Source organism: Streptomyces sp. NPDC097640 (assembly GCF_040302705.1).
Lineage (GTDB): Bacteria > Actinomycetota > Actinomycetes > Streptomycetales > Streptomycetaceae > Streptomyces.
Genome location: NZ_JBEOSB010000032.1, coordinates 1 through 18,473, shown reverse-complemented (window position 1 = coordinate 18,473; position 18,473 = coordinate 1). Strand labels below are relative to the sequence as shown.

21 protein-coding genes are annotated in these 18,473 nt (G+C 69.9%); 9 read left to right on the top strand and 12 right to left on the bottom strand.

The window, feature by feature from the left end; translation table 11 throughout:
- Positions 1-42 precede the first annotated feature (42 nt).
- Together ABTY62_RS37915 and ABTY62_RS37910 are read left to right on the top strand one after the other, a co-directional pair.
- Positions 43-615: a hypothetical protein gene (locus ABTY62_RS37915; RefSeq protein WP_352133938.1), complete on the top strand. Its 573-nt coding sequence runs from the start codon at positions 43-45 to the stop codon at positions 613-615.
- Positions 616-753: 138 nt separating this feature from the next.
- Positions 754-1,299, top strand: a complete 546-nt coding sequence (locus tag ABTY62_RS37910; RefSeq protein WP_352133937.1) for a hypothetical protein — start codon at positions 754-756, stop codon at positions 1,297-1,299.
- Positions 1,300-1,546: 247 nt separating this feature from the next.
- On the opposite strand, the gene ABTY62_RS37905 is transcribed toward ABTY62_RS37910, so the two are convergent.
- From ABTY62_RS37905 to ABTY62_RS37895, 3 genes are read right to left on the bottom strand one after another with little or no spacing between them, the layout of a single operon-like run.
- Complete coding sequence (locus ABTY62_RS37905) at positions 1,547-2,317, bottom strand: enoyl-CoA hydratase/isomerase family protein (protein ID WP_352133936.1); 771 nt, start codon at positions 2,315-2,317, stop codon at positions 1,547-1,549.
- Positions 2,314-2,775, bottom strand: a complete 462-nt coding sequence (locus tag ABTY62_RS37900) for a Zn-ribbon domain-containing OB-fold protein (RefSeq protein WP_352133935.1) — start codon at positions 2,773-2,775, stop codon at positions 2,314-2,316. Before ABTY62_RS37900 ends, ABTY62_RS37905 begins: the two co-directional genes overlap by 4 nt.
- Positions 2,776-2,783: 8 nt before the next feature.
- The gene (locus tag ABTY62_RS37895; RefSeq protein ID WP_352134022.1) at positions 2,784-3,935 is read right to left on the bottom strand and encodes a lipid-transfer protein; all 1,152 of its coding nucleotides are present in this window, start codon (positions 3,933-3,935) and stop codon (positions 2,784-2,786) included.
- A 123-nt stretch (positions 3,936-4,058) separates the two neighbouring features.
- On the opposite strand from ABTY62_RS37895, the gene ABTY62_RS37890 reads away from it, so the two are divergent.
- On the top strand, positions 4,059-5,657 hold the full coding sequence (locus ABTY62_RS37890; RefSeq protein ID WP_352133934.1) for a FadD3 family acyl-CoA ligase: 1,599 nt from the start codon (positions 4,059-4,061) through the stop codon (positions 5,655-5,657).
- Positions 5,658-5,670: 13 nt separating this feature from the next.
- Here the strand turns inward: ABTY62_RS37890 and ABTY62_RS37885 are convergent, their stop codons facing one another.
- A complete protein-coding gene (locus tag ABTY62_RS37885; protein WP_352133933.1) occupies positions 5,671-5,901 on the bottom strand; it encodes a DUF397 domain-containing protein in 231 nt (76 codons plus the stop codon).
- 2 nt (positions 5,902-5,903) lie between these two features.
- A complete protein-coding gene (locus ABTY62_RS37880; protein ID WP_352133932.1) occupies positions 5,904-6,872 on the bottom strand; it encodes a helix-turn-helix domain-containing protein in 969 nt (322 codons plus the stop codon).
- A 122-nt stretch (positions 6,873-6,994) separates the two neighbouring features.
- Here ABTY62_RS37880 and ABTY62_RS37875 point away from each other — a divergent pair, with 122 nt between their 5' ends.
- The 6 genes from ABTY62_RS37875 (at position 6,995) to ABTY62_RS37850 (ending at position 11,188) form a co-directional block, all read left to right on the top strand.
- On the top strand, positions 6,995-7,384 hold the full coding sequence (locus ABTY62_RS37875; protein ID WP_352133931.1) for a hypothetical protein: 390 nt from the start codon (positions 6,995-6,997) through the stop codon (positions 7,382-7,384).
- A 333-nt stretch (positions 7,385-7,717) separates the two neighbouring features.
- A complete protein-coding gene (locus tag ABTY62_RS37870; RefSeq protein ID WP_352133930.1) occupies positions 7,718-7,963 on the top strand; it encodes a hypothetical protein in 246 nt (81 codons plus the stop codon).
- A 185-nt stretch (positions 7,964-8,148) separates the two neighbouring features.
- A complete protein-coding gene (locus ABTY62_RS37865) occupies positions 8,149-8,430 on the top strand; it encodes a hypothetical protein (RefSeq protein ID WP_352133929.1) in 282 nt (93 codons plus the stop codon).
- A gap of 14 nt (positions 8,431-8,444) precedes the next feature.
- On the top strand, positions 8,445-9,389 hold the full coding sequence (locus ABTY62_RS37860) for an MvdC/MvdD family ATP grasp protein (protein WP_352133928.1): 945 nt from the start codon (positions 8,445-8,447) through the stop codon (positions 9,387-9,389).
- Positions 9,374-10,525 (top strand): methyltransferase domain-containing protein, encoded by a 1,152-nt coding sequence (locus tag ABTY62_RS37855; RefSeq protein WP_352133927.1) that lies wholly within the window; start codon positions 9,374-9,376, stop codon positions 10,523-10,525. Before ABTY62_RS37860 ends, ABTY62_RS37855 begins: the two co-directional genes overlap by 16 nt.
- A 183-nt stretch (positions 10,526-10,708) precedes the next feature.
- On the top strand, positions 10,709-11,188 hold the full coding sequence (locus tag ABTY62_RS37850; protein ID WP_502997597.1) for a hypothetical protein: 480 nt from the start codon (positions 10,709-10,711) through the stop codon (positions 11,186-11,188).
- Between the two features lie 27 nt (positions 11,189-11,215).
- Here the strand turns inward: ABTY62_RS37850 and ABTY62_RS37845 are convergent, their stop codons facing one another.
- The 7 genes from ABTY62_RS37845 to afsR form a co-directional block, all read right to left on the bottom strand.
- Entirely contained in the window at positions 11,216-12,058 is an 843-nt protein-coding gene (locus tag ABTY62_RS37845) for an alpha/beta fold hydrolase (protein ID WP_352133925.1), read from the bottom strand.
- Between the two features lie 54 nt (positions 12,059-12,112).
- Positions 12,113-13,414: an MFS transporter gene (locus ABTY62_RS37840; protein WP_352133924.1), complete on the bottom strand. Its 1,302-nt coding sequence runs from the start codon at positions 13,412-13,414 to the stop codon at positions 12,113-12,115.
- 19 nt (positions 13,415-13,433) lie between these two features.
- Complete coding sequence (locus ABTY62_RS37835; RefSeq protein WP_352133923.1) at positions 13,434-13,844, bottom strand: VOC family protein; 411 nt, start codon at positions 13,842-13,844, stop codon at positions 13,434-13,436.
- A 5-nt stretch (positions 13,845-13,849) separates the two neighbouring features.
- On the bottom strand, positions 13,850-14,299 hold the full coding sequence (locus tag ABTY62_RS37830) for a helix-turn-helix transcriptional regulator (RefSeq protein WP_352133922.1): 450 nt from the start codon (positions 14,297-14,299) through the stop codon (positions 13,850-13,852).
- Between the two features lie 146 nt (positions 14,300-14,445).
- Complete coding sequence (locus tag ABTY62_RS37825; RefSeq protein ID WP_352133921.1) at positions 14,446-14,634, bottom strand: hypothetical protein; 189 nt, start codon at positions 14,632-14,634, stop codon at positions 14,446-14,448.
- Between the two features lie 250 nt (positions 14,635-14,884).
- Entirely contained in the window at positions 14,885-15,202 is a 318-nt protein-coding gene (locus ABTY62_RS37820) for a hypothetical protein (RefSeq protein WP_352133920.1), read from the bottom strand.
- A 209-nt stretch (positions 15,203-15,411) separates the two neighbouring features.
- On the bottom strand, positions 15,412-18,351 hold the full coding sequence (gene afsR, locus ABTY62_RS37815) for an SARP-family global regulator AfsR (RefSeq protein ID WP_352133919.1): 2,940 nt from the start codon (positions 18,349-18,351) through the stop codon (positions 15,412-15,414).
- Positions 18,352-18,473 lie beyond the last annotated feature (122 nt).

The window sequence follows — 18,473 nt, the reverse complement described above, 5'->3', positions numbered from 1 at the left end:
ATGGGGCCGGGCAGGCGGACGTGAATCGGGGGACGAACAGAGATGATGCGGCGAGGGCTGCGGCTGACGGCTGTGATCGCGGTGGTGCTGGTGTCACTGACCGGATTCAAGAGCCGTGGGCACGGGCGGCACGGCTCGGGCGGCGGGGGCGGCTGCTCCAACTCCAGCTCGAGCCACTCCAGCTCGAACTCCGATTCCAGTTCGAGTTCCGGTTCCAGCTCCGGCGGCTACTCCGACTCCTCCGATTCTGGTTCTGGTTCCGGCGGCTACCGCTACCACGACCGCTATGACGACAACGACTCCTCGTCGAGCAGCGGTTCGTCGTCCGGCTCCACCACCAAGCCGGGGGAGCTCGCGCCGCGCGTGGCCCTCGTCAAGTGCGCCGGCGAGGACAAGAACGGTGAGCCGGCCGCGATCGTGAAGGTGACCAACCAGACCGACCGGTCCCAGACGTACATCGTCACCATGGACTTCCGCGACAAGGACTCGAAGGTGACCTCGGGCAGCGCGCACGCGCGCTTCGCCGCGAAGCAGACGAAGACCGTGAAAGTTCCGCTGGATGATCCCGGGGTTGCGGGAACCGTGGTGACGTGTGAGGTCGTCTCCGTCGACTGAACGGGCCTGGTCGGCACCGTCTCTGAAGTGACTTTGGGGTAGGACGCCCCACTGCGTAGGGTGCCGTGCACTCGTCAGCCGTCGAGGTTGGCCTGAAAGTGTCTTTTTCAACGGGGGTAATTCATGCGTCGCCGTTCCATGCGTCTTGTCGCTGTCGCCGCGATCGGCCTGTTGGCCCTGACCGGCTGTGGAAAGAAGGGCCGGCACAGCGACGGCGGCGGGCTCGGGTCCGGCGGCTTCGTCTCCGGGGGCGGTGGCGGCGGCGACACACCGCTGTCCACCCCCAGCGGCGTCCCCACCGATCTCCCCACCGATCTGCCCACGGACCTGCCGTCGGGCCTCCCCTCGTACACCCCCTCGCCCTCGTACAGCTACTCCGCGCCGCCCACCTACAACTCGGACGGCACGAACGACGTCTCCGCCACCGGCTGCGACTACGACGAGACCACCCACTCGTTCCAGTACTCCCTCACCATCCGGAACCCCGAGTCGCAGTCCATGCGCTACGGGATCAGCGTCAAGTGGACCGACCAGTCCACCGCCAGCCTGCTCGGCAGCGACTACGAGTCCGTCACCGTCATGGCCGGCAGCAGCCAGACGGTCAAGGCCACCTCCTACCGCTACCTCACCGAGCAGACGTCCTTCACCTGCAAGGTCGACTCGGTGCTCAAGTTCCCGTCCTGACGCCCGGGGCGGCTTTGGGGGCGAGCCCCGTTGCGTAGGGTCGCCGTGGGTCCGGCGGCTTCGTCTCCGGGGGTGGCGGCGGCGGTGACACGCCGCTGTCCACCCCCAGCGGCGTCCCCACCGATCTGCCCACGGACCTGCCGTCCGGCCTGCCCTCGGGCGCCCCGACACCACCAGCTACACCCGGCGGAAGTCGATCACCTGCCAGATCACCCAGGCGAGCAAGACCCCGGCGTCCTGAGGGCTTTCACCGCACCCGGTAGTCCCTGGCGCGGCCCGCGAAGAGTCCGGCCTGGCGCTCCGGCGGCAGATTCCCGAGCGCGATCAGCTGCGGGGCGTGCGCCAGGGCCTGGGCCAGCGCCGCCTCCTTGGCCGCCCACACCGCACGCACCGTCCCCTGCACGGCCGCCGTCGGATACGACGCGATGACCGCGGCGGCGCGCAGGGCGGCGGCGACCGGGTCGGCGCCGGCCGGGGTCACCTCGCTGACCAGGCCGATCTCATACGCCCGCCGGGCCGAGAGGCGCTCCGCGGTGCCCATCAGCGCCATCCGCGCGACCTCCCCCAGGGGCATGCGCTGCGCCATGTAGACCGCCTCGTAGGCGCTCACCATCCCGTAGCTGGTGTGCGGGTCGAAGAACGTGGCGTGTTCGGCGGCGACGATGAACTCGGCCTCGCCCAGCAGATAGAACGCCCCGCCGCAGGCCATGCCGCCCACCGCGGCGACGACCGGCTTCCACAGGTCGTTGGCCTTGGGTCCGATGGTCAGCAGCGGGTCGTCGACCGAGTACGGGGACGGGGGCTGGGCCACCCGCACGGCGCGGTCGATGCCGGTGCAGAAGGCCCGGTCGCCCGCCCCGGTGAGCACCACGGCCCGCACCGACTCGTCCATCCGGAAGCCGCGCCAGACGGCCGCCAGTTCCGCGGCCGTCTCCAGGTCGATGGCGTTGTGCCGCTCGGGCCGGTCGAGGGTGACGACCGCGACGCCGCCGTCCTCGATCCGCGTACGCACCGTCATGGCCGCTCCAGCACCCAGCGCACCACCGTGATTTCGTCCGCCGGGCGGTGGAAGACGGCCCGCACGGGGGCGTTGATCCGGATCCGCGCCGGGTCGACCGAGTCGAGGGCGGCGTCGGCGGCGGTGACCAGATTGCCCACCAGCCGGATGCGCGGGGCGTCCACGAGCTCGACGAGGATCACGTTGTACGGGGCCTGCGCGGCATACGCGGGCAACAGCGGCGGGTGCGGCACGACATACGACCAGATCCGGCCACGGCCGCCGGTCCGTATCCACTCGCTCTCGAAGGACTGGCAGTGCGGACAGCAGGGGCGGGGCGGGAAGCGCGGCTCGCCGCAGCCGGAGCAGGTCTGGACGCGCAGCTCGCCGCGCGCCGCGTAGGCGAAGAACGGCGCCCCGTCCTCGTCGGGCACGGGCGCGAGCAGCCCCTCGGACCGCTGGGCACCGGACTGTGTCATCTCCTCGATCAACTCCTCAGCAGCAGGGCCGAGGTGGGTACCCCCTCGCCCGCGGTGACCAGGCAGGTGGCGGCGTTCGGCACCTGCGCGGTGCTGGTGCCGCGCAGCTGTCTGACCCCCTCGGTGATGAGGTTGAAACCGTGTACGTACGCCTCGCTGAGGCCGCCCCCGCCGGTGTTGAGCGGCAGTCGCCCGCCGATCTCCAGTGCGCCGCCCTCGGTGAAGGCGGCCCCCTCGCCGCGTCCGCAGAAGCCGTAGCCCTCCAGCGACAGCGGGATCAGGGGGGTGAAGGCGTCGTAGATCTGCGCCACGTCCACGTCCTGTGGCCCGAAGTCGGCCGACTTCCACAGCCGGCGGGCGGCGGTCCAGGCGGGCCCGGTGAGCGGGTCGTCGTTCCAGTAGTTGACCATCCCGTGGTGCTGGGCGGGCAGCCCCTGGGCCACGGAGTGGACGTACACGGGCGGGCGCCGGCAGTCGCGCGCCCGCTCCGCGGAGACGAGTACGCAGGCCAGCGCGCCGTCGGTCTCCAGGCAGTTGTCGAAGAGGCACAGCGGCTCGCTGATCCAGCGGGCCGTCATATACATCTCGCGGGTCAGCGGCCGCTCGTACATCATCGCGGCCGGGTTCTGGTTGGCTCGGTTGCGGCAGGCCAGCGCCACATTGAAGAAGTGGTCGCGGGTGGCGCCGTACTCGTGCATATAGCGGCGGGCCAGCAATCCGATCTCGTCGGCCGGCCGCAGCAGCCCGTACGGCCGGGTCCACTGCGCGGGGGTGGGCAGCTGTACGCGGGTGTTGGTCCACGGGCGCGGGCCACTGCCGCGCTTGCGGGAGCGCCAGGCCACCCCGACGCTCGCCTGGCCCGTCGCGATCGCGGCGGCCAGATGGGCGACGGTCGCGCAGGAGCCGCCCCCGCCGTAGCCGACCTTGCTGAAGAAGGTCACGTCCCCGGCGCCGATGGCCTTGGCGACCTCGACCTCGTCGGTCTCCTCCATGGTGTACGAGGCGAAGGCGTCCACCTCGGACGGGGCCAGCCCCGCGTCGTCGAGCGCGGCGAGAATCGCCCGACAGGCCAGGGCCTTCTCGGACTCGGGGAGACGTTTGGCGAAGGGGGTCTGGCCGATGCCGGCTATCGCGGTCGTGTCTTTCAGGGTCGCCCCCATCGTCACCTCCGTGGTCGCGTTCATCGGCGCGTGCATCGGTTCATCGGTGCTGACAGCGGGGAAGGCTACCGCTAATCTGACGGACAGTCAGCTATGCGTGGCGCGGCTACGGGAGGTGACCCGATGCGCGAGACCATCCCGGCGCTGGTGCAAGCGGCGGCCGAGCGGTACGGCGAGGCCGAGGCGGTGGTCGACGGCCGCACCCGGATCTCCTACGCGGAGCTCGGCGAGCGCGTCGAGCGGGCCGCGGCGGCCTGCCTCGCCTCGGGCGTCGAGGCGGGCGACCGCGTCGCGATCTGGGCGCCCAACTCGCTCGACTGGATCGTCGCCGCGCTGGGCGCGGTCACGGCGGGCGGGGTGCTGGTCCCCGTCAACACCCGTTTCAAGGGCGCGGAGGCGGCGTACGTACTGCGCCGCACCCGCGCCACGCACCTGTTCATCACCGGCACCTTCCTCGGCACCTCGTATGTGGCCTCGCTGCGCCGCGCGGCGGGGGAGGGGTCGGGCCGGGACCCGCTCCCCGGTCTGCCCTACCTCCGCGAAGTGATCGTCCTGGCCGACGACGCCCCCGCCGACTTCCGCACCTGGAAGGACTTCCTGGCCGCGGGCGAGCCCCTGTCGGCCGGGACGATACGCGCCCGAGCCGCCGCCATACGCCCCGCAGACCCCTCGGACATCACCTTCACCTCGGGCACCACCGGCCGGCCCAAGGGCGTGGTGATCACCCACGCCCAGACGCTGCGCGTCTACACCACCTGGAGCGAGGTCACGGGCCTGACGGAGGGCGACCGCTACCTCATCGTCAACCCGTTCTTCCACACCTTCGGCTACAAGGCGGGCATCATCGCCTGTCTGACGCGCGGCGCCACGATGGTCCCGCAGTCCGTCTTCAACGTGGACACCGCGCTCGCCAACATCGCGGCCGAGCGCATCAGCGTCCTCCCCGGCCCGCCCACCCTCCACCAGTCCCTGCTCGACCACCCGGCCCGCGCCGCGCACGACCTGTCGACCCTGCGCCTGGTCGTCACGGGCGCCGCCGTCGTCCCCCTGGAACTGGTCGAACGGCTCCGCTCCGAACTCCGCGTCGCCACCGTCCTGACCGCCTACGGCCTCAGCGAGGCCTCCGGCACCGTCACCATGTGCCGCCGCGGCGACCCGCCCGAGGTGATCGCCGCCACCTCCGGCCGCGCCATCCCCGGCACCGAGGTCAAGGTCGTCCGCCCCGGCGGCGCGGAGCTCCCGCCGGGACAGCCGGGCGAGATCTGGGTCCGCGGCTACCACGTCACCCGCGGCTACTTCGAGGACCCGGTCGCCACGGCCCGGGCCATCACCCCGGACGGCTGGCTGCGCACGGGCGATGTCGGCGTCATGGACGAGGGCGGCAATCTGCGGATCACCGACCGCATCAAGGACATGTTCATCGTGGGCGGCTTCAACGCGTATCCGGCGGAGATCGAGCAGCTGATCGCCCGCCACCCCGACGTCGCCGATGTCGCGGTCATCGGCATCCCGGACCCGCGGCTGGGGGAGGTGGCGAAGGCGTACGCGGTGCGGCGCGCGGGGGCGACGCTGACGGCGGACGACCTGATCGCCTGGTCGCGGCGGGAGATGGCCAACTACAAGGTGCCGCGGAAGGTGGAGTTCCTGGCGGAGCTGCCGCGGAACGCGAGCGGCAAGGTCCTCAAGACCCTGCTGCGCTCGCGCGGCCCGCAGCTCGACTGATCGCCCCCCTGGCCTACTCGGCCGGGTGGCCGATCCGCCCCGTACGAACGCCGCCCACGAACGCGGCCCACGCGGCGGCGGGTATGAGGAGGGCGGGGCCGGACTTGTCCTTCGAGTCGCGGACGCCGACGGCGGTGGTCAGGTCTGCGATCTCCACGCAGGTGCCGCCTTGTTGGCCGCTGTAGGACGATTTGAACCAGGTGTCTTCCGGTGCTGCGTCGATGGCGCGTTCGCGTGATGGCATGGCTAGCCCAACTCCCTTGCTAGTTGTTCGAGGAAGCGAACGGTCTCTGCCGGCGCCAGCGCTCTCTCCCGCATGGCGTCGAAGCGTCGATTGTGCTGCCAGACTTCCCGTTCTTTGTCGGTGACACTGATGGTCGTCGGCAGATCCATTTGAACGACTGATCCCACATGACCATCGAAGTCGAGAACGATGAAGTTGCCTTCGGCCCGGTAGGTCGCCAGAGACTGCGGCAGGATCTGCACCGTTACGTTGTCGCGTCTGCTCAGCTCGGCAATCGCCTCATACTGCTCCCGCATCACCTCCGGACTGCCGATGACGTGGCGGAGGGCTGACTCGTCGAGGATGACACGAAGCTCCACTGGGCTGTCCTCGCGGGTGATGATCTGCTGGCGCTCCATCCGCACCCGCACGTTGTATTCAACGAACTCCGTGGTCGTCTCCTCAACGGCTTTTGCCGTTAGGAACATCGCTCGCGCGTAACTTTCGGTTTGCAGCAGCCCGAAGACAAGCTGCGAATGCCAGGCGCGCATCGCTCGGGCGTCTGCCTCAAGGCCAACCCACATGGGCATACCCGACGGCATAACCGCTCGATAGGGTGTCCACCAGTCACTGCTGAGAGACTCCCGGTGGAGCGTGAGCAGGGACTCCCGGTCGTCGATGTCGGCGACGCCGTAGCGGTCGAGCAGCGCCTCCATGTCCTTGACCCGAGGGAGAGCGTTGTGTCCTGTCTCCACCCGGCCGAGCTTGGTTTCCGAGAAGCCAAGTCCATCGGCGGCCTCATCGATGGTGAGGTCGCACTTCTCTCGTAGGCGTCGGAGTTCTTTCCCGAGTTCCCTGCGCCGGAACGTCGCACCTCGTCGTGCAGCCACCTGTGTGCCCTCCGCGTCCCTCTGCTGGCCCTCGGCGCGCTCGTGTGCCGAGTCTGCCATTCCCTGTTCCCCCTCGGACGACCCCTGCTCGCGCAGTGGCATGTACCAATTCTAAGACCCACCGCGGATCGCTTGCACCTTAATTCGCAGATGCGCCAACGTGGTTACGTCAGACACAACGCGGATGGCCTTTGCGCCACCTCGCTGCGGTCAGAGGGAGTTACATGGTCACCGCCATCTCGGAAGAACGGCGTATGAGCGTTTCTGCTGCCGCCAATCCGAAAAGCGTTCGAAAGCTACTCCGTGCAGGCGTACGCACCCTCGTGGAGTGGGGCCTGAAAAGGCTTATGAGCACGACCGGCCGGGGGCGGCATAGCGCGGAGTACCTGGCGGCTCACCCCGCCCGCACTCCCGTACCGCTGCCTCCGATGCCCGTCGCCACGGAGTCCTCCGAGCCCTCCGCCACGTCCTCTGTCCGCTTCGAGGACCCGCCGACGCTCGTCCTCCCGCGCGTTCCCGCTGCTGAGCGGTTCCCGATTCTCTGGGACTTCGACCCTGTGGGGCCGTACGTCCTCCGGTACGAGCAGGGGCGGGCGTTGGGGGTGGCGAGGTGAGCGCGGACACACCTCCACCGGAGACGCCGGGGGGTTCCGGCCCGCGCCCCACTCTCAAGGAGTTGGAGAAGCGTGCGGAGGATCTGGGCAAGGTGATCCGCAAGCACTTGGAGCGGGGGAGGCGGCGGCGGTGGGGTCGTTGATGGTGCGGGGCATGACCGCTGGAACTCAAGGCTGCGCAAAGTGCGAGGAGTACACCGCCTTGCGCGAGAAGGCCAAGCGGGACGGGGATTTCGACAGGGCGACCGCGTGCGAGATCTTGCGCCGCCGTCACCCGTCCCACGAGATGCCGAGCCGTGCGGCCCGTTGGGGGTTGCCCGCATGAGCTGGCCGATGCCGTACAGGGGCCCGGAAGTGGGCCAGGAAGCGTACGACGCTGCTACGGGGCGCGTCGGCGTCCTCCAGGCGGTCTGTCACGTTGACGATCTCATCTTCGACCACAGGATGCCGGGGCCCCGCGTCGCCTTCCTGCGCCCGGCCGAAGGTGGACGGGAGTGGATGACCGACGCCGGAAACGTCAAGTTCCCGGAGGAGGCGAAGGAGTACCCCGATGTCCGCGACGAGTCATGGTGGGAGTGACATTCTCACCCGCACCCCGCCGCGCCAGGAAGTACCGTCCATCTCGCCTCGAGATGGGACCAAGGCCATCATCCCCAGAGGATCAGGGAGGAAATAGCAGAACTCGCGCTGAAAACCTACTCACACCCGGCCCAGCAGCGGGGGCATCATCGGGCACACCCACCAACGAGACCCATGGAGATACCGTGCAACTCGCATCCCCGATCCCCCTCCAATCGCGTATCCCGGTGGCAGCCAGGCCCGGCGTCATCCGGCCCTATGCTGTCTTCGGTGCGCACGTCCAGCAGCCGCTCCCCGGCGCGGCAATCGGGCCACGACCGGTCTACAACCCAGTCACGCAGACGTCCGCGTATCCCGACGGAACCCCGTTGGCGACGATGGCGACATCGCAGAAAACCAGTCCGGACGGAGACATCAAGAACCCGCCTCCAGCGGATGAGGGCGGCGACCCCGGCGTGATCGAGTGAGCAGTGTCCTGATCGTGGACGGGCTGCACGACGCCGCAACCGACTTGGTGGTTGAGGCACTGCACGCTGCACGCGTGCCCGTCTTCCGCATGGATACCGCGCAGTTCCCTCGCGAGGTGGAACTGCGCGGCCGCCACGATGGAACCGGAGCTTGGTCCGGGACACTCGCCACGTCTCACCGCAGCGTCGAACTGACAGACATCAGGGCGGTGTACTGGAACCGACCGAATCAAGTCGTGTTCCCCGACCTGTCGGAGTCGGACGCGCATTGGGCACGAGGTGCAGCCCGTATCGGGCTCGGCGGTATCCTGACAGGGCTGGCCGCAGGTTGGTCCCGATGGATGAACCACCCGAGCCGCGCCGCCGCAGCTGAGTTCAAGCCCGAGCAGCTTCGCGTCGCCTCGAATGTCGGCTTCGACACTCCACGAACACTGATCACGAACAGTTCGGGCGCGGTCATCGAATTCGCCAAAGGTACCGGCCGTCCCATTGTCACCAAACCTATGGGGATCCCCTATGTCGCTCATGAGTCCATCGGCGTGGAGACGGTGTTCACCCGCGTCGTGGACCTGGGCGACTTGAACGGGATCGAGACGACCGCGCATCTGTTCCAAGAGTGGATCGAGGGTGCTTTCGAGATCCGTCTCTTCTCGATCGGCGGAACCTGCCACAGCGTCAGGATCGATGCACACAGCGAGGCCGCCTGCCTCGACTGGCGCACCGACTACGACGCCTTGTCGTACTCCGCCATAGCGACCCCCAAGGCCATCAGCGACGCTGTCGGCACGTACATGACGGCAATGAGGCTGACCTACGCCGCCTTCGACTTCATCGCCCGCCCCGATGGCACGTGGACTTTCCTGGAAGCCAACCCGTCTGGCCAATGGGCGTGGCCGAACGATCAATACCCGCTGGCCAATGCCATCGCTGACACCCTGAACGGATGGTGCACGTTTTGAACTGGCGACCCCGGGCCCGCGATTTGGCCGATGCCCTCGAAGAGTCCGGAGACCTTCACTCCCTGCATTGGCGCGCGGCGATCGAAGAAACCCCACGACATGAATTCGTGCCCCGCTACTACCAGAACCAAGGCGGCGCCCCCACCGTATGGCGTCAAGTCGAATCGAACGATGGTCCCGCATGGTTTGATCCGATCTACGCAAACGCCACGTTGGTCACCCAGCTTGACCCGGTGACGGTCCACGCCACCGCAGACGGCTGGACCGGGGTCCCCAGCTCATCCAGCACCGCGCCGAGTCTCATGGTCCGCATGCTCGAAGCGCTCGACATCGCAGCCGATCACACAGTCTTGGAAATCGGTACCGGAACCGGCTACAACGCTGCCCTTATCGCTCATCGGCTCCAGAGCACGGAACAACTCACCACAGCGGATATCGACCCGGAGCTGACCAGCGCTGCTGGGAGCCGTCTTCAGGCTTGCGACCACAACCCGACGGTGCTGACGTGCGACGCGAGCGAGTATCCATGGCCACGCGCCTATGACCGCGTCATAGCCACCTGTGGCCTGCCCCGTATCGGCGAATCACTGCGCGTGGCCGTCGCGACCGGGGGACGACTGATCGCCAACCTCATGCCACCGCTGAGCGCCGGGCTCGCCGTCCTTACCGCCGCCGACGACGGGACCCTTCGAGGACGCTTCCACCCGGACGGCGGCATGTTCATGCCCGCACGCCACGACCCCACCACCTACGCCCGGACCGGACCCGCTGACCTGGGCGGCCTCCGGAAAGGCGAGGCGGGTATCCCCCTGGAAGCCTTCGATGACTACCGGTTCAAGTTCCTGCTGGCCGCCTACCTTCCCGGGGTCGATCTGCAATACGGCATAGAGGATGAGCGGGTGATGCGGCGATTGGTCCTGCCGGACGGATCCTCGTCCGAGGCCTGGTACGAGGACGGGCGCCCTCTCTCTTACCGCGAGCGTGGGGAACAGGAGGTCTGGGCAGTCGCCGCGCGATGCTGGGAATGGTACGAACGGAACGACCGCCCGTCGTGGGAACGCTTCGGGCTCACCGTCACGCCGCAGGGTCATCACTTCTGGTTCGAGCACCCGGACCAGGTCCTCACCTCGTTCTGACCTTTGTTCGACGCGTACTCGGCCCCTGCCCGAGCTTTGCAGGGATTCGCCGGACCTCGATCTCATCGTTGGGTTACCGTACGGACACGCCGCGCTACCCGCCGTGGTCACCCGAGGAGGAGTCCTTTGTCATCGCCCTGCGACCCCAAATACGCTCCCGCCGGCGACGTGGGCGCGGCGCTCATGATGATCGACTCTCGGCTCAAGAGCATCTACGACGGTCAGGCCGAGACCGACCCCGAACAGCGGGCGCTGACAGACCAGTTGACCGAGTCCCTGGGGCCCGGCGGAGCCGATGCCGTGCTGGACGGCACGTGCACGCTCATCTTCATGTTCATGAAGTGGCTGCGGATGGCCTACGAGGACCACGGCAAGGATGTCATCGAGTACGTGGTGCCCAACCTCGTGGCCACGATGCGCGTGATGCCCAGGAGCGTCCGCCCCGAGGCCATCCCCACCATGGCCGGCCTGCTCGTCGCCGCGGGCATCGGCCTGAGTCCCAGCCTGTGGCGGAAGCAGTACGGATACTGGACCGAGGACGAGATGACTCCGCTGGAAGCCACCGCCTTCCTGCTCGCGGAGCACATCAACCGCCTCACCGACGACCGTGACTTCGCCACCCGCATGATCGCCGAAGCTCTGACCGAAGCGGACGAAGGCTGACCTGCCGCATCCGTCGCGAATCAGCGGTCACTCCTCGACGGGGTCCAGGAACAGCTCCAGCAGCTGCTCGGCGAACTCCTTCGGGTGCTGGGTGACTCCCACATGCCCGCCCGGGAACTCCACGACCTCTCCGCCGAGCAGCTCCGCCAGCCGCCGGGCCGGCCCGTACAGCGGCTCCTGTTCGCGCGAGTCCCTGCCCGCCGCGAGCACCAGCCGGTCCCCGGCGCGGCGCAGGGCGGCGACGTCGGGGACGGTCGAGCTGAACGGGCACAGCATGTGCTCCAGGAAGACCGGGAGGTTGGCGTGCATACGCGGGGCCATCTCCTGGATCTCGGGCGGCAGTTCGGTCGCCCGCTCGGCCTGCCGCTCGCCCCCCAGCCCCTCGCTGAACCGTGCCATCGCGGGGCCGGCCCCGTCCCTGCGGAACGTCTCGCGGACCTCGGCGAAGAGGCGCCGGTGGGGTGCGGGGTCCGCCAGGACTTCCAGCAGGGGCGGCTCGTGGGCGACCACGCGGCGCAGCCGCCCGGGGTGGCGGGCCAGCAGGTCGAGCGCGACGATCGCGCCCGAGCTGGAGCCGAGCACGTACGCGCTCTCGTGCGGTGAGAGCAGTTCGAGCAGCCGGTGGGCGTCGTCGCTCCATACGTCCACGCGCTGGTCGGTGAGCGGGCCGTCGAGGGTGCTGCGGGAGAGGCCGCGCGGGTCGTAGGAGACGACGGTGTAGTGGGCGGCGAGGTCGGCCGCGATCCCCGCGTACAGCCCGGCGTCGGCCGCGCCGCCGGGGATCAGCAGCAGGACGGGGCCGCTGCCGCGCGTCTCGTAGTGGAGGGTGGCGCCGGGCACCTTCAGGGTGCCGGTTGTGGATTTGGGCATGGGCATGGCTACCCACCTCGCTTTCCTAGGGGTCCTAGGTTTAACCTAGCACCCCTAGGTTTCGGAGGTGGTGGAATTGTCGGCCGGGTGACTACCGCCGCGCCGGGCCGGCAGCAGGACGCATGCGACGGCACCGAGCGCCACGGTGGCGAGCCCCGAGCCGCCGAGCGTCGCCCGCGGGCCCAGCGCCGCGACGAGCGGTCCGCCGAGCGCCGTGCCGAGCGGCGACGCGGTGAGCAGCGCCGCGCTGCGGGCCGCGAGCATCGCGGACAGGTGCCGCGGCGGTGACTTCGCCTGCATCAACGTCACCGAGAGCGCCACGAACGGTCCGTATATCGCGCCGCCGAGCGCGAAGCACGCGACGGTGACGGCCGTCGGCACGCCGAAGCCGAACGGCAGCAGCGCGAGCCCCCAGCCGATCACGGTGCCCACCGTCACGGGCCACAGCGGCAGCCGCCGCAATGCGCCGGTCGCGAGCCCGCCGACCAGCGCGCCGGCGCCGAACAGCATCCAGTAGAGGCCGAGCAGCGCGCCCGGCGCGTGCAGATCGTCGGTCACATGGAGCGGCAGGGCGACCTCGACCGGGCCGTACAGCAGGTTGAAGAACCAGGTGAGCGTCAGCAGCCCGAGCAGCTCGGGATGGGACCGCAGCAGTGCGAGCCCGCCGCGGGCGGCCGCCCGGTCGACGGCGGAGACCTGACCCGACTCCGGCAGCCGGGTGCGTACGACGAGCACGGCGAGGAACAGATAGGTGAGCGCGTCCAGCCCGAGCACCAGCGCGGAGCCGACGTAGGTCACCAGCACCCCGGCGATCGCGGGCCCGGCGATCGTGGCGGCGAAGTTGAGCGAGCTGACCAGGGTGTTCGCGGCGAGCCGCTGCTCGTCGGGCAGCAACTCGGCCAGCAGGGTGTACTTGCCCGCGCTGCCCCACGCGTGCAGCAGCGACGAGACCGCCAGCAGCGCGAGGTACAGCGGCGGCGTCAGCAGCCCCCCGAGCCAGGCGAGCGGTACGGCGCCGAGGAACACGGCACGCACCGCGTTGTCGGCGAGCAGCAGGCGTCTGGGCGGCACCCGGCGCAGCCGGCGCCGCAGCACCAGCGCGCCGACGACGCCCGGTAACGTGTAGGCGGCCACCGCGCCGCCGACCCACAGCCCCGCGGTTGTTTCCGGCGCGAGCTCGATCGCCAGCCACGCCACCGCGACGAAGCTCATCCCGTCGCCGAGATACGAGACCGCGAAGCCGAGGATCAGCCGCCGGAAGACCCGGTTGGCGAGCACCGGCCGATAGGCGGCGGGGACCAGGCGCCGGAGCGCCGGGCGGACCTTATGAACGGGACGAACGGGTAACCGGGTCATGGTCGCGACCGCGGATGGCTCAGCGCAGTTCCTGGATGCGGACCATGTTGCCCGCGGGGTCGCGGAAGGCGCAGTCGCGGATGCCGTACGGCTGCTCGGTCGGCTCCTGGACCACCTCGGCGTCGCCGGCCTGGACGTTCTCGAAGGTCGCGTCGAGGTTCTTGGTGGCCAGGAGGATCCAGCCGTAGGTGCCCTTGGCCATCATCTCGGAGATGGTGCGGCGCTCGTCCTCGGTGATGCCGGGGTCGGCGGCCGGGGGCGCCAGGAGGATGGAGGTGTCGGGCTGGCCCGCGGGGCCGACCGTGATCCAGCGCATCGTGCCCTGCCCGACGTCGCTGCGGACCTCGAAGCCGAGGATGTCGCGGTAGAAGGCCACGGACGCGTCCGGATCGACATGCGGAAGAACGCTCGTGTGAATGGTGATGTCCATGGGATTCACGCTAGCCCCGCCCCGGTGACCGGCGCTTCTTGATTCCTGACCGGTCTGGTCACCTGCTTCGCCACGCACGGCGGCATCTCCGCCGTCCCGCTCGCCATCTGGCGCCGGTAGGCGCCGGGCGGCATGCCGACCAGCTCGGTGAAGCGGGTGCTGAAGGTGCCCAGCGACGCGCAGCCGACCTCGAAACAGACCTCGGTGACGCTGAGGTCCCCGCGGCGCAGCAGGGCCATCGCACGCTCGATGCGCCGCGTCATGAGGTAGGAGTAGGGCGACTCTCCGTAGGCGAGCCGGAACTGGCGGCTGAGGTGTCCGGCCGACATGTTCACGCCGCGGGCGAGCGCTTCGACGTCCAGTGGCTGCGCGTACTCCCGGTCGATCCGGTCGCGGACGCGGCGCAGCAGCGCGAGGTCGCTCAGGCGCTGCTCCGCGGCGGGTCTGCTGCTCATCTGCCCGATGGTGCCACGGCCGCCTTGGTGCTGCCCAGCGCTGCCGGCGTCCCGGCCCGCTCGCGGCAGCGGTGGTCGGGCGAAGTCGTGGGCAAAGGAATGGGCCGAGCCTTCTGGCTCGGCCCCCCGTGTGGAGCGGTGATGTCCTAGTTGGGCACAGGCACCGGAAGCGCCTCGTCGAACGGCAGGGCCTGGGGAGTGGTGTCCTTCGACTGGGTCGAGGCGCCTCTGTCCGAACCCGCGTGGCCGGAAGTCGCCAGGGCGGTGCCGGCGGTGCCGAGTGCTGCTATCCCTGCGATCGCCAACGTGACAACGGCCTTCTTTGTGCGAATCATTGCAGCTCCTCAGGGTGGGGAGATAATAGACATTTTGTATTGCAAACGCGCCGGTCAGGGTACGGATGTTCGGCCATATGGCTTGAACTGGCGGAACGTTGGCGTGAAGGCCCCCTGTTTTCCATATGCACAGGGGGCCGATGCCGACAGCTTCCCCTCCCTGCCGCCGACATCGGCCCCCTGTGGTTCTCCCCGTGCGGATCGAGGATGTCCCCCCCTCCCGGGATCCCCCTTCCCGGGAACCCCCCTCTTACCGGGAGCCCTCCGCTGCGGGCTCCTTGGCGCCGGCCGCGAGCGGCTTCGGCGCCGGCATGACCTCATCCGTGGTGCTGATCTGGCTGGGGTCGACTCCCTGCCCCTCGTCCGCCTTCGCGGCGAGCGGCTTCGGCGCGGGCATCACCTCGTCCTTGGTGGTGAGTGCCGGCGGAGCGGGCATGGCCTCGTCCCGGGTGGTGATTCCCGGTGGCGCGGGCATGACCTCGTCCTTGGTGGTGATGGGCGAAGGTGCGGGCATCGCCTCATCCATGGGGCGGTAGGCATCGGACTTCGGCTTCTTGTCGTTGCTCATTGCCATCAACTTCCTTGAGCTGTGGTTGGCGGAGTGCGCAATGCCCGCCCGGCGACTCCCCCGTGGGTCGCCGGACGGGCATCTCAGGGCCGCTCACACTAGTTGGAGGACCTGACAACCGACCCGCCTGCCCCCCGCGGGGGCGGATCGACTAAGTACAGAGTGGCGGAACTCGATAAACGAAAAATAAACGGACGAACCGGGCCGCGTTATGCGGTCGCCGCGGTCGCCGAAGCGGTCAGCAGATGCCGGACCTCGTCCGCCTCGGCCGCCCCCAGCCGTTCGTGGATGGACAGGGCCTCCTGCCAGCAGGCCTCGGCCCGGCCGCTCTGCCTGAGCTGCGACAGCGCCTTGCCGAGCACCGTCAGCACGATGGCGCGCCGCCATTCGCCGCCGTGGCCGCGCAGGGCGAGGGCCTGCTCGGCGTGGGCGGCGGCCTGCGCCGCCTGGTGCATGGTGAGGTGGACCTCCGCCAGGCGCTGGTGGGCCATCCCCTCCCACAGGGGCTGGCGGCACTCCTGGAGAAGCGTGAGAGCCTCCGTCAACTCGGTGAGCGCCTCCGCGTGTTTACCCGAACCGGACAGCGCTATTCCCAGCTGGTACTTCCCCGTGGCCAGGCGCATGACATGGCCGAGGCTCCCCAGGATCTGCACCCCCTGCCGGGCCGTGTCGACGGCGCTGTGCGCGCGATCCGTCTCGAGGAGCACACGCGACAGATTGCCCAACGCGCTGGCCTCGCCCGGGCGGTTGCCGTCCTTACGAAAGGCTTCGATCGCCTGGAGGAGATACTTCTCCGCCTGCTCGGGGCTCCTGCGGGAGAGGGCGAAGATGATGCCGAGCTGGTTCGGCACCCGGCTGGTCGGCACCGGGTCCTGCGCCGCCCGGCCCAGCTCCCACGCCGTCTTGGCCTGCTCCTCGGCGTCGTCGTACCGGCCCGCCAGGCTGAGGGCATGGGCCAGCAGCGTCCTGGCGCGGCCTTCCGCCTGTAGGTCTCCGGCCTTGCGCGCGGCGTCCCCGACCGCGGCCGCGACGGCCTCGTAACGGCGCGAGTTCACACCGGACTCGGCGATGTCGGGCGCGGCGGCCACCAGATCCGCGGCCCTGCGCACCATGGCGGCGGACGACGCCGTCTGCTGGGCGCATGCCAGCAGGCAGTCGGCCTCGGTGAACAGCCAGTCCAGCGCGGCGCTCTGGTCGGGGAAGTCGAGCCCGGGGCGGTCGGTCGGCGCCAGGTGGTCGACCAGCCGGTCGCCCGGCCGCTCCAGGGCGTATACGCGGGCGGCCGTGGCGAGGTAGAAGTCCAGCAGCCGCGACATCGCCGCCTCACGGTCCGCCATCGACTGGTCCCGTTCCGCACAGTCACGCGCGTAGAGGCGTACGAGATCGTGATAGCGGTAGCGCCCGGGCGCGGCGGACTCCAGCAGCGAGGCGTCGACCAGGGACTCGATGAGCTCCTCGGCGTCGAAGGTGTCCATGTCGAGGATGACGGCGGCCGCCGCGAGCGAGATGTCGGGGCCGTCCGCGAGGCCCAGCAGGCGGAAGGCCCGGGCCTGCTGGGGCTCCAGCTGCCCGTAGCCCAGTTCGAACGTGGCCCGCACGGCGAGGTCGCCGGCCCGGAGCTCGTCCAGGCGCCTGCGCCCGTCGGCCAGTTTGCGCGCCAGGAAGGACACGGTCCAGGTCCGGCGGGAGGCGAGCCGGGACGCCGCGATGCGGATGGCCAGCGGCAGGAAGCCGCACGCCGCCACCACGTCCATGGCCGCGTCCCGCTCCGAGCTGACCCGCTCCTCGCCGACGATGCGGGTGAAGAGGACGAGGGCCTCCTCGGGGCTCATCACATCCAGGTCGACCAGATGCGCGCTCTCCAGGTCGACCATGCGGGCGCGGCTGGTGATCAGCGCCGCGCACCCCTCGGTGCCGGGCAGCAGCGGCCGCACCTGCGCCGCGTCGCGCGCGTTGTCGAGCAGCGCCAGCACGCGGCGGCCGTCCAGCGTGGAGCGGTAGAGGGCGGCGCGTTCCTCCACGCCCTTGGGGATCGCGGAGTCGGGGATGCCCAGGGCGCGCAGAAACGCGCCGAGGACCGCCTGGGGCTCGGTCGGCACCGGGCCCGCGCCCTGGAGATCGACGTAAAGCTGACCGTCCGGGAAGTGGTGCCGGGCGGCGTGTGCCACATGGACGGCCAGGGTGGTCTTGCCGACGCCGCCTATGCCCGCCACCGCTGACACGGCCATGACACGCCCCTCCGCCGTGGCGAGCTGGTTGCTCAGCTCGCCGACGAAGGCGTCGCGGCCGGTGAAGTCGGACACGGTCGCGGGCAGCTGGGCGGGGCGCACGAACGTCGGGCCGGTGCCGGAGGTACGGGCGTCGGCGGGGGCGGCCAGGCCGGCGTCCGCCTGGAGGATGCGCTGCTGAAGCTCGGACAGCTCCGCGCACGGATCGGCGCCCAGCTCCTCGGCCAGCAGCCGCCGGGTGTCGTTGTACACGGCCAGCGCCTCGGCCTGCCGCCCGCTGCGGTACAGCGCGAGCATCAGCAGCTCGCGCAGCCGCTCGCGGAACGGGTGCTGGGCGGTGAGCGCGGTCAGCTCGGAGACCGCCTCCGCGTGGAAGCCGACGTTCAGGTCGAGGTCGAGCCGGGTCTCGACGAGGACGAGGTGCCACTCCTCGAGCCGCATGCGCTGCGTCTCCGCGTACGGTCCTGGCAGCCCGGCCAGCGGCTCACCGGCCCACAGGTCCAGCGCCTTGTTGATGAGCTCACGCGCTCGCGACCGGTCGCCGGAGTGCTGGGCCTTCTCCGCCTCCGCGGCCAGCTGCTCGGCCACCTCGGCGTCCAGGGCCCCGATCCCGATCCGGATGGCGTAGCCCCCGGACTCGCTCACCAGCACGTCGGAGTCCGGCCCGAAGGCCTTGCGCAGTCGCGAGGCATAGGTGCGCAGCGCGGCGACGGCCGCGTCCGGGGGCTCCTCGCCCCACAGGCCGTCGATCAGCTCCGGTGCGGTCGCGGTGCGCCCGCCGCGCAGCAGCAGGGCGGCCAGCAGCGCCTTCTGCTGCGGTGAGCCGCTGTGGATCTGTTCGTCGCCCCGCCAGGCCCGGACCGGTCCGAGCACGGTGAAGCGCAGCTGCTGCCCTTGCACCGGCTCCCTCTCGGCCGTCATGGTCTCCCCCTGCCTGAGCTTTCTAGTCGCACGGGTAAGTTTGCCTTGCCTCAGCCCCCTACGTCAGTAGGGGCCTGGTCTCTCCACAAGCCCGCCATACTTGCCCGGCCGCCGCGTTCGCC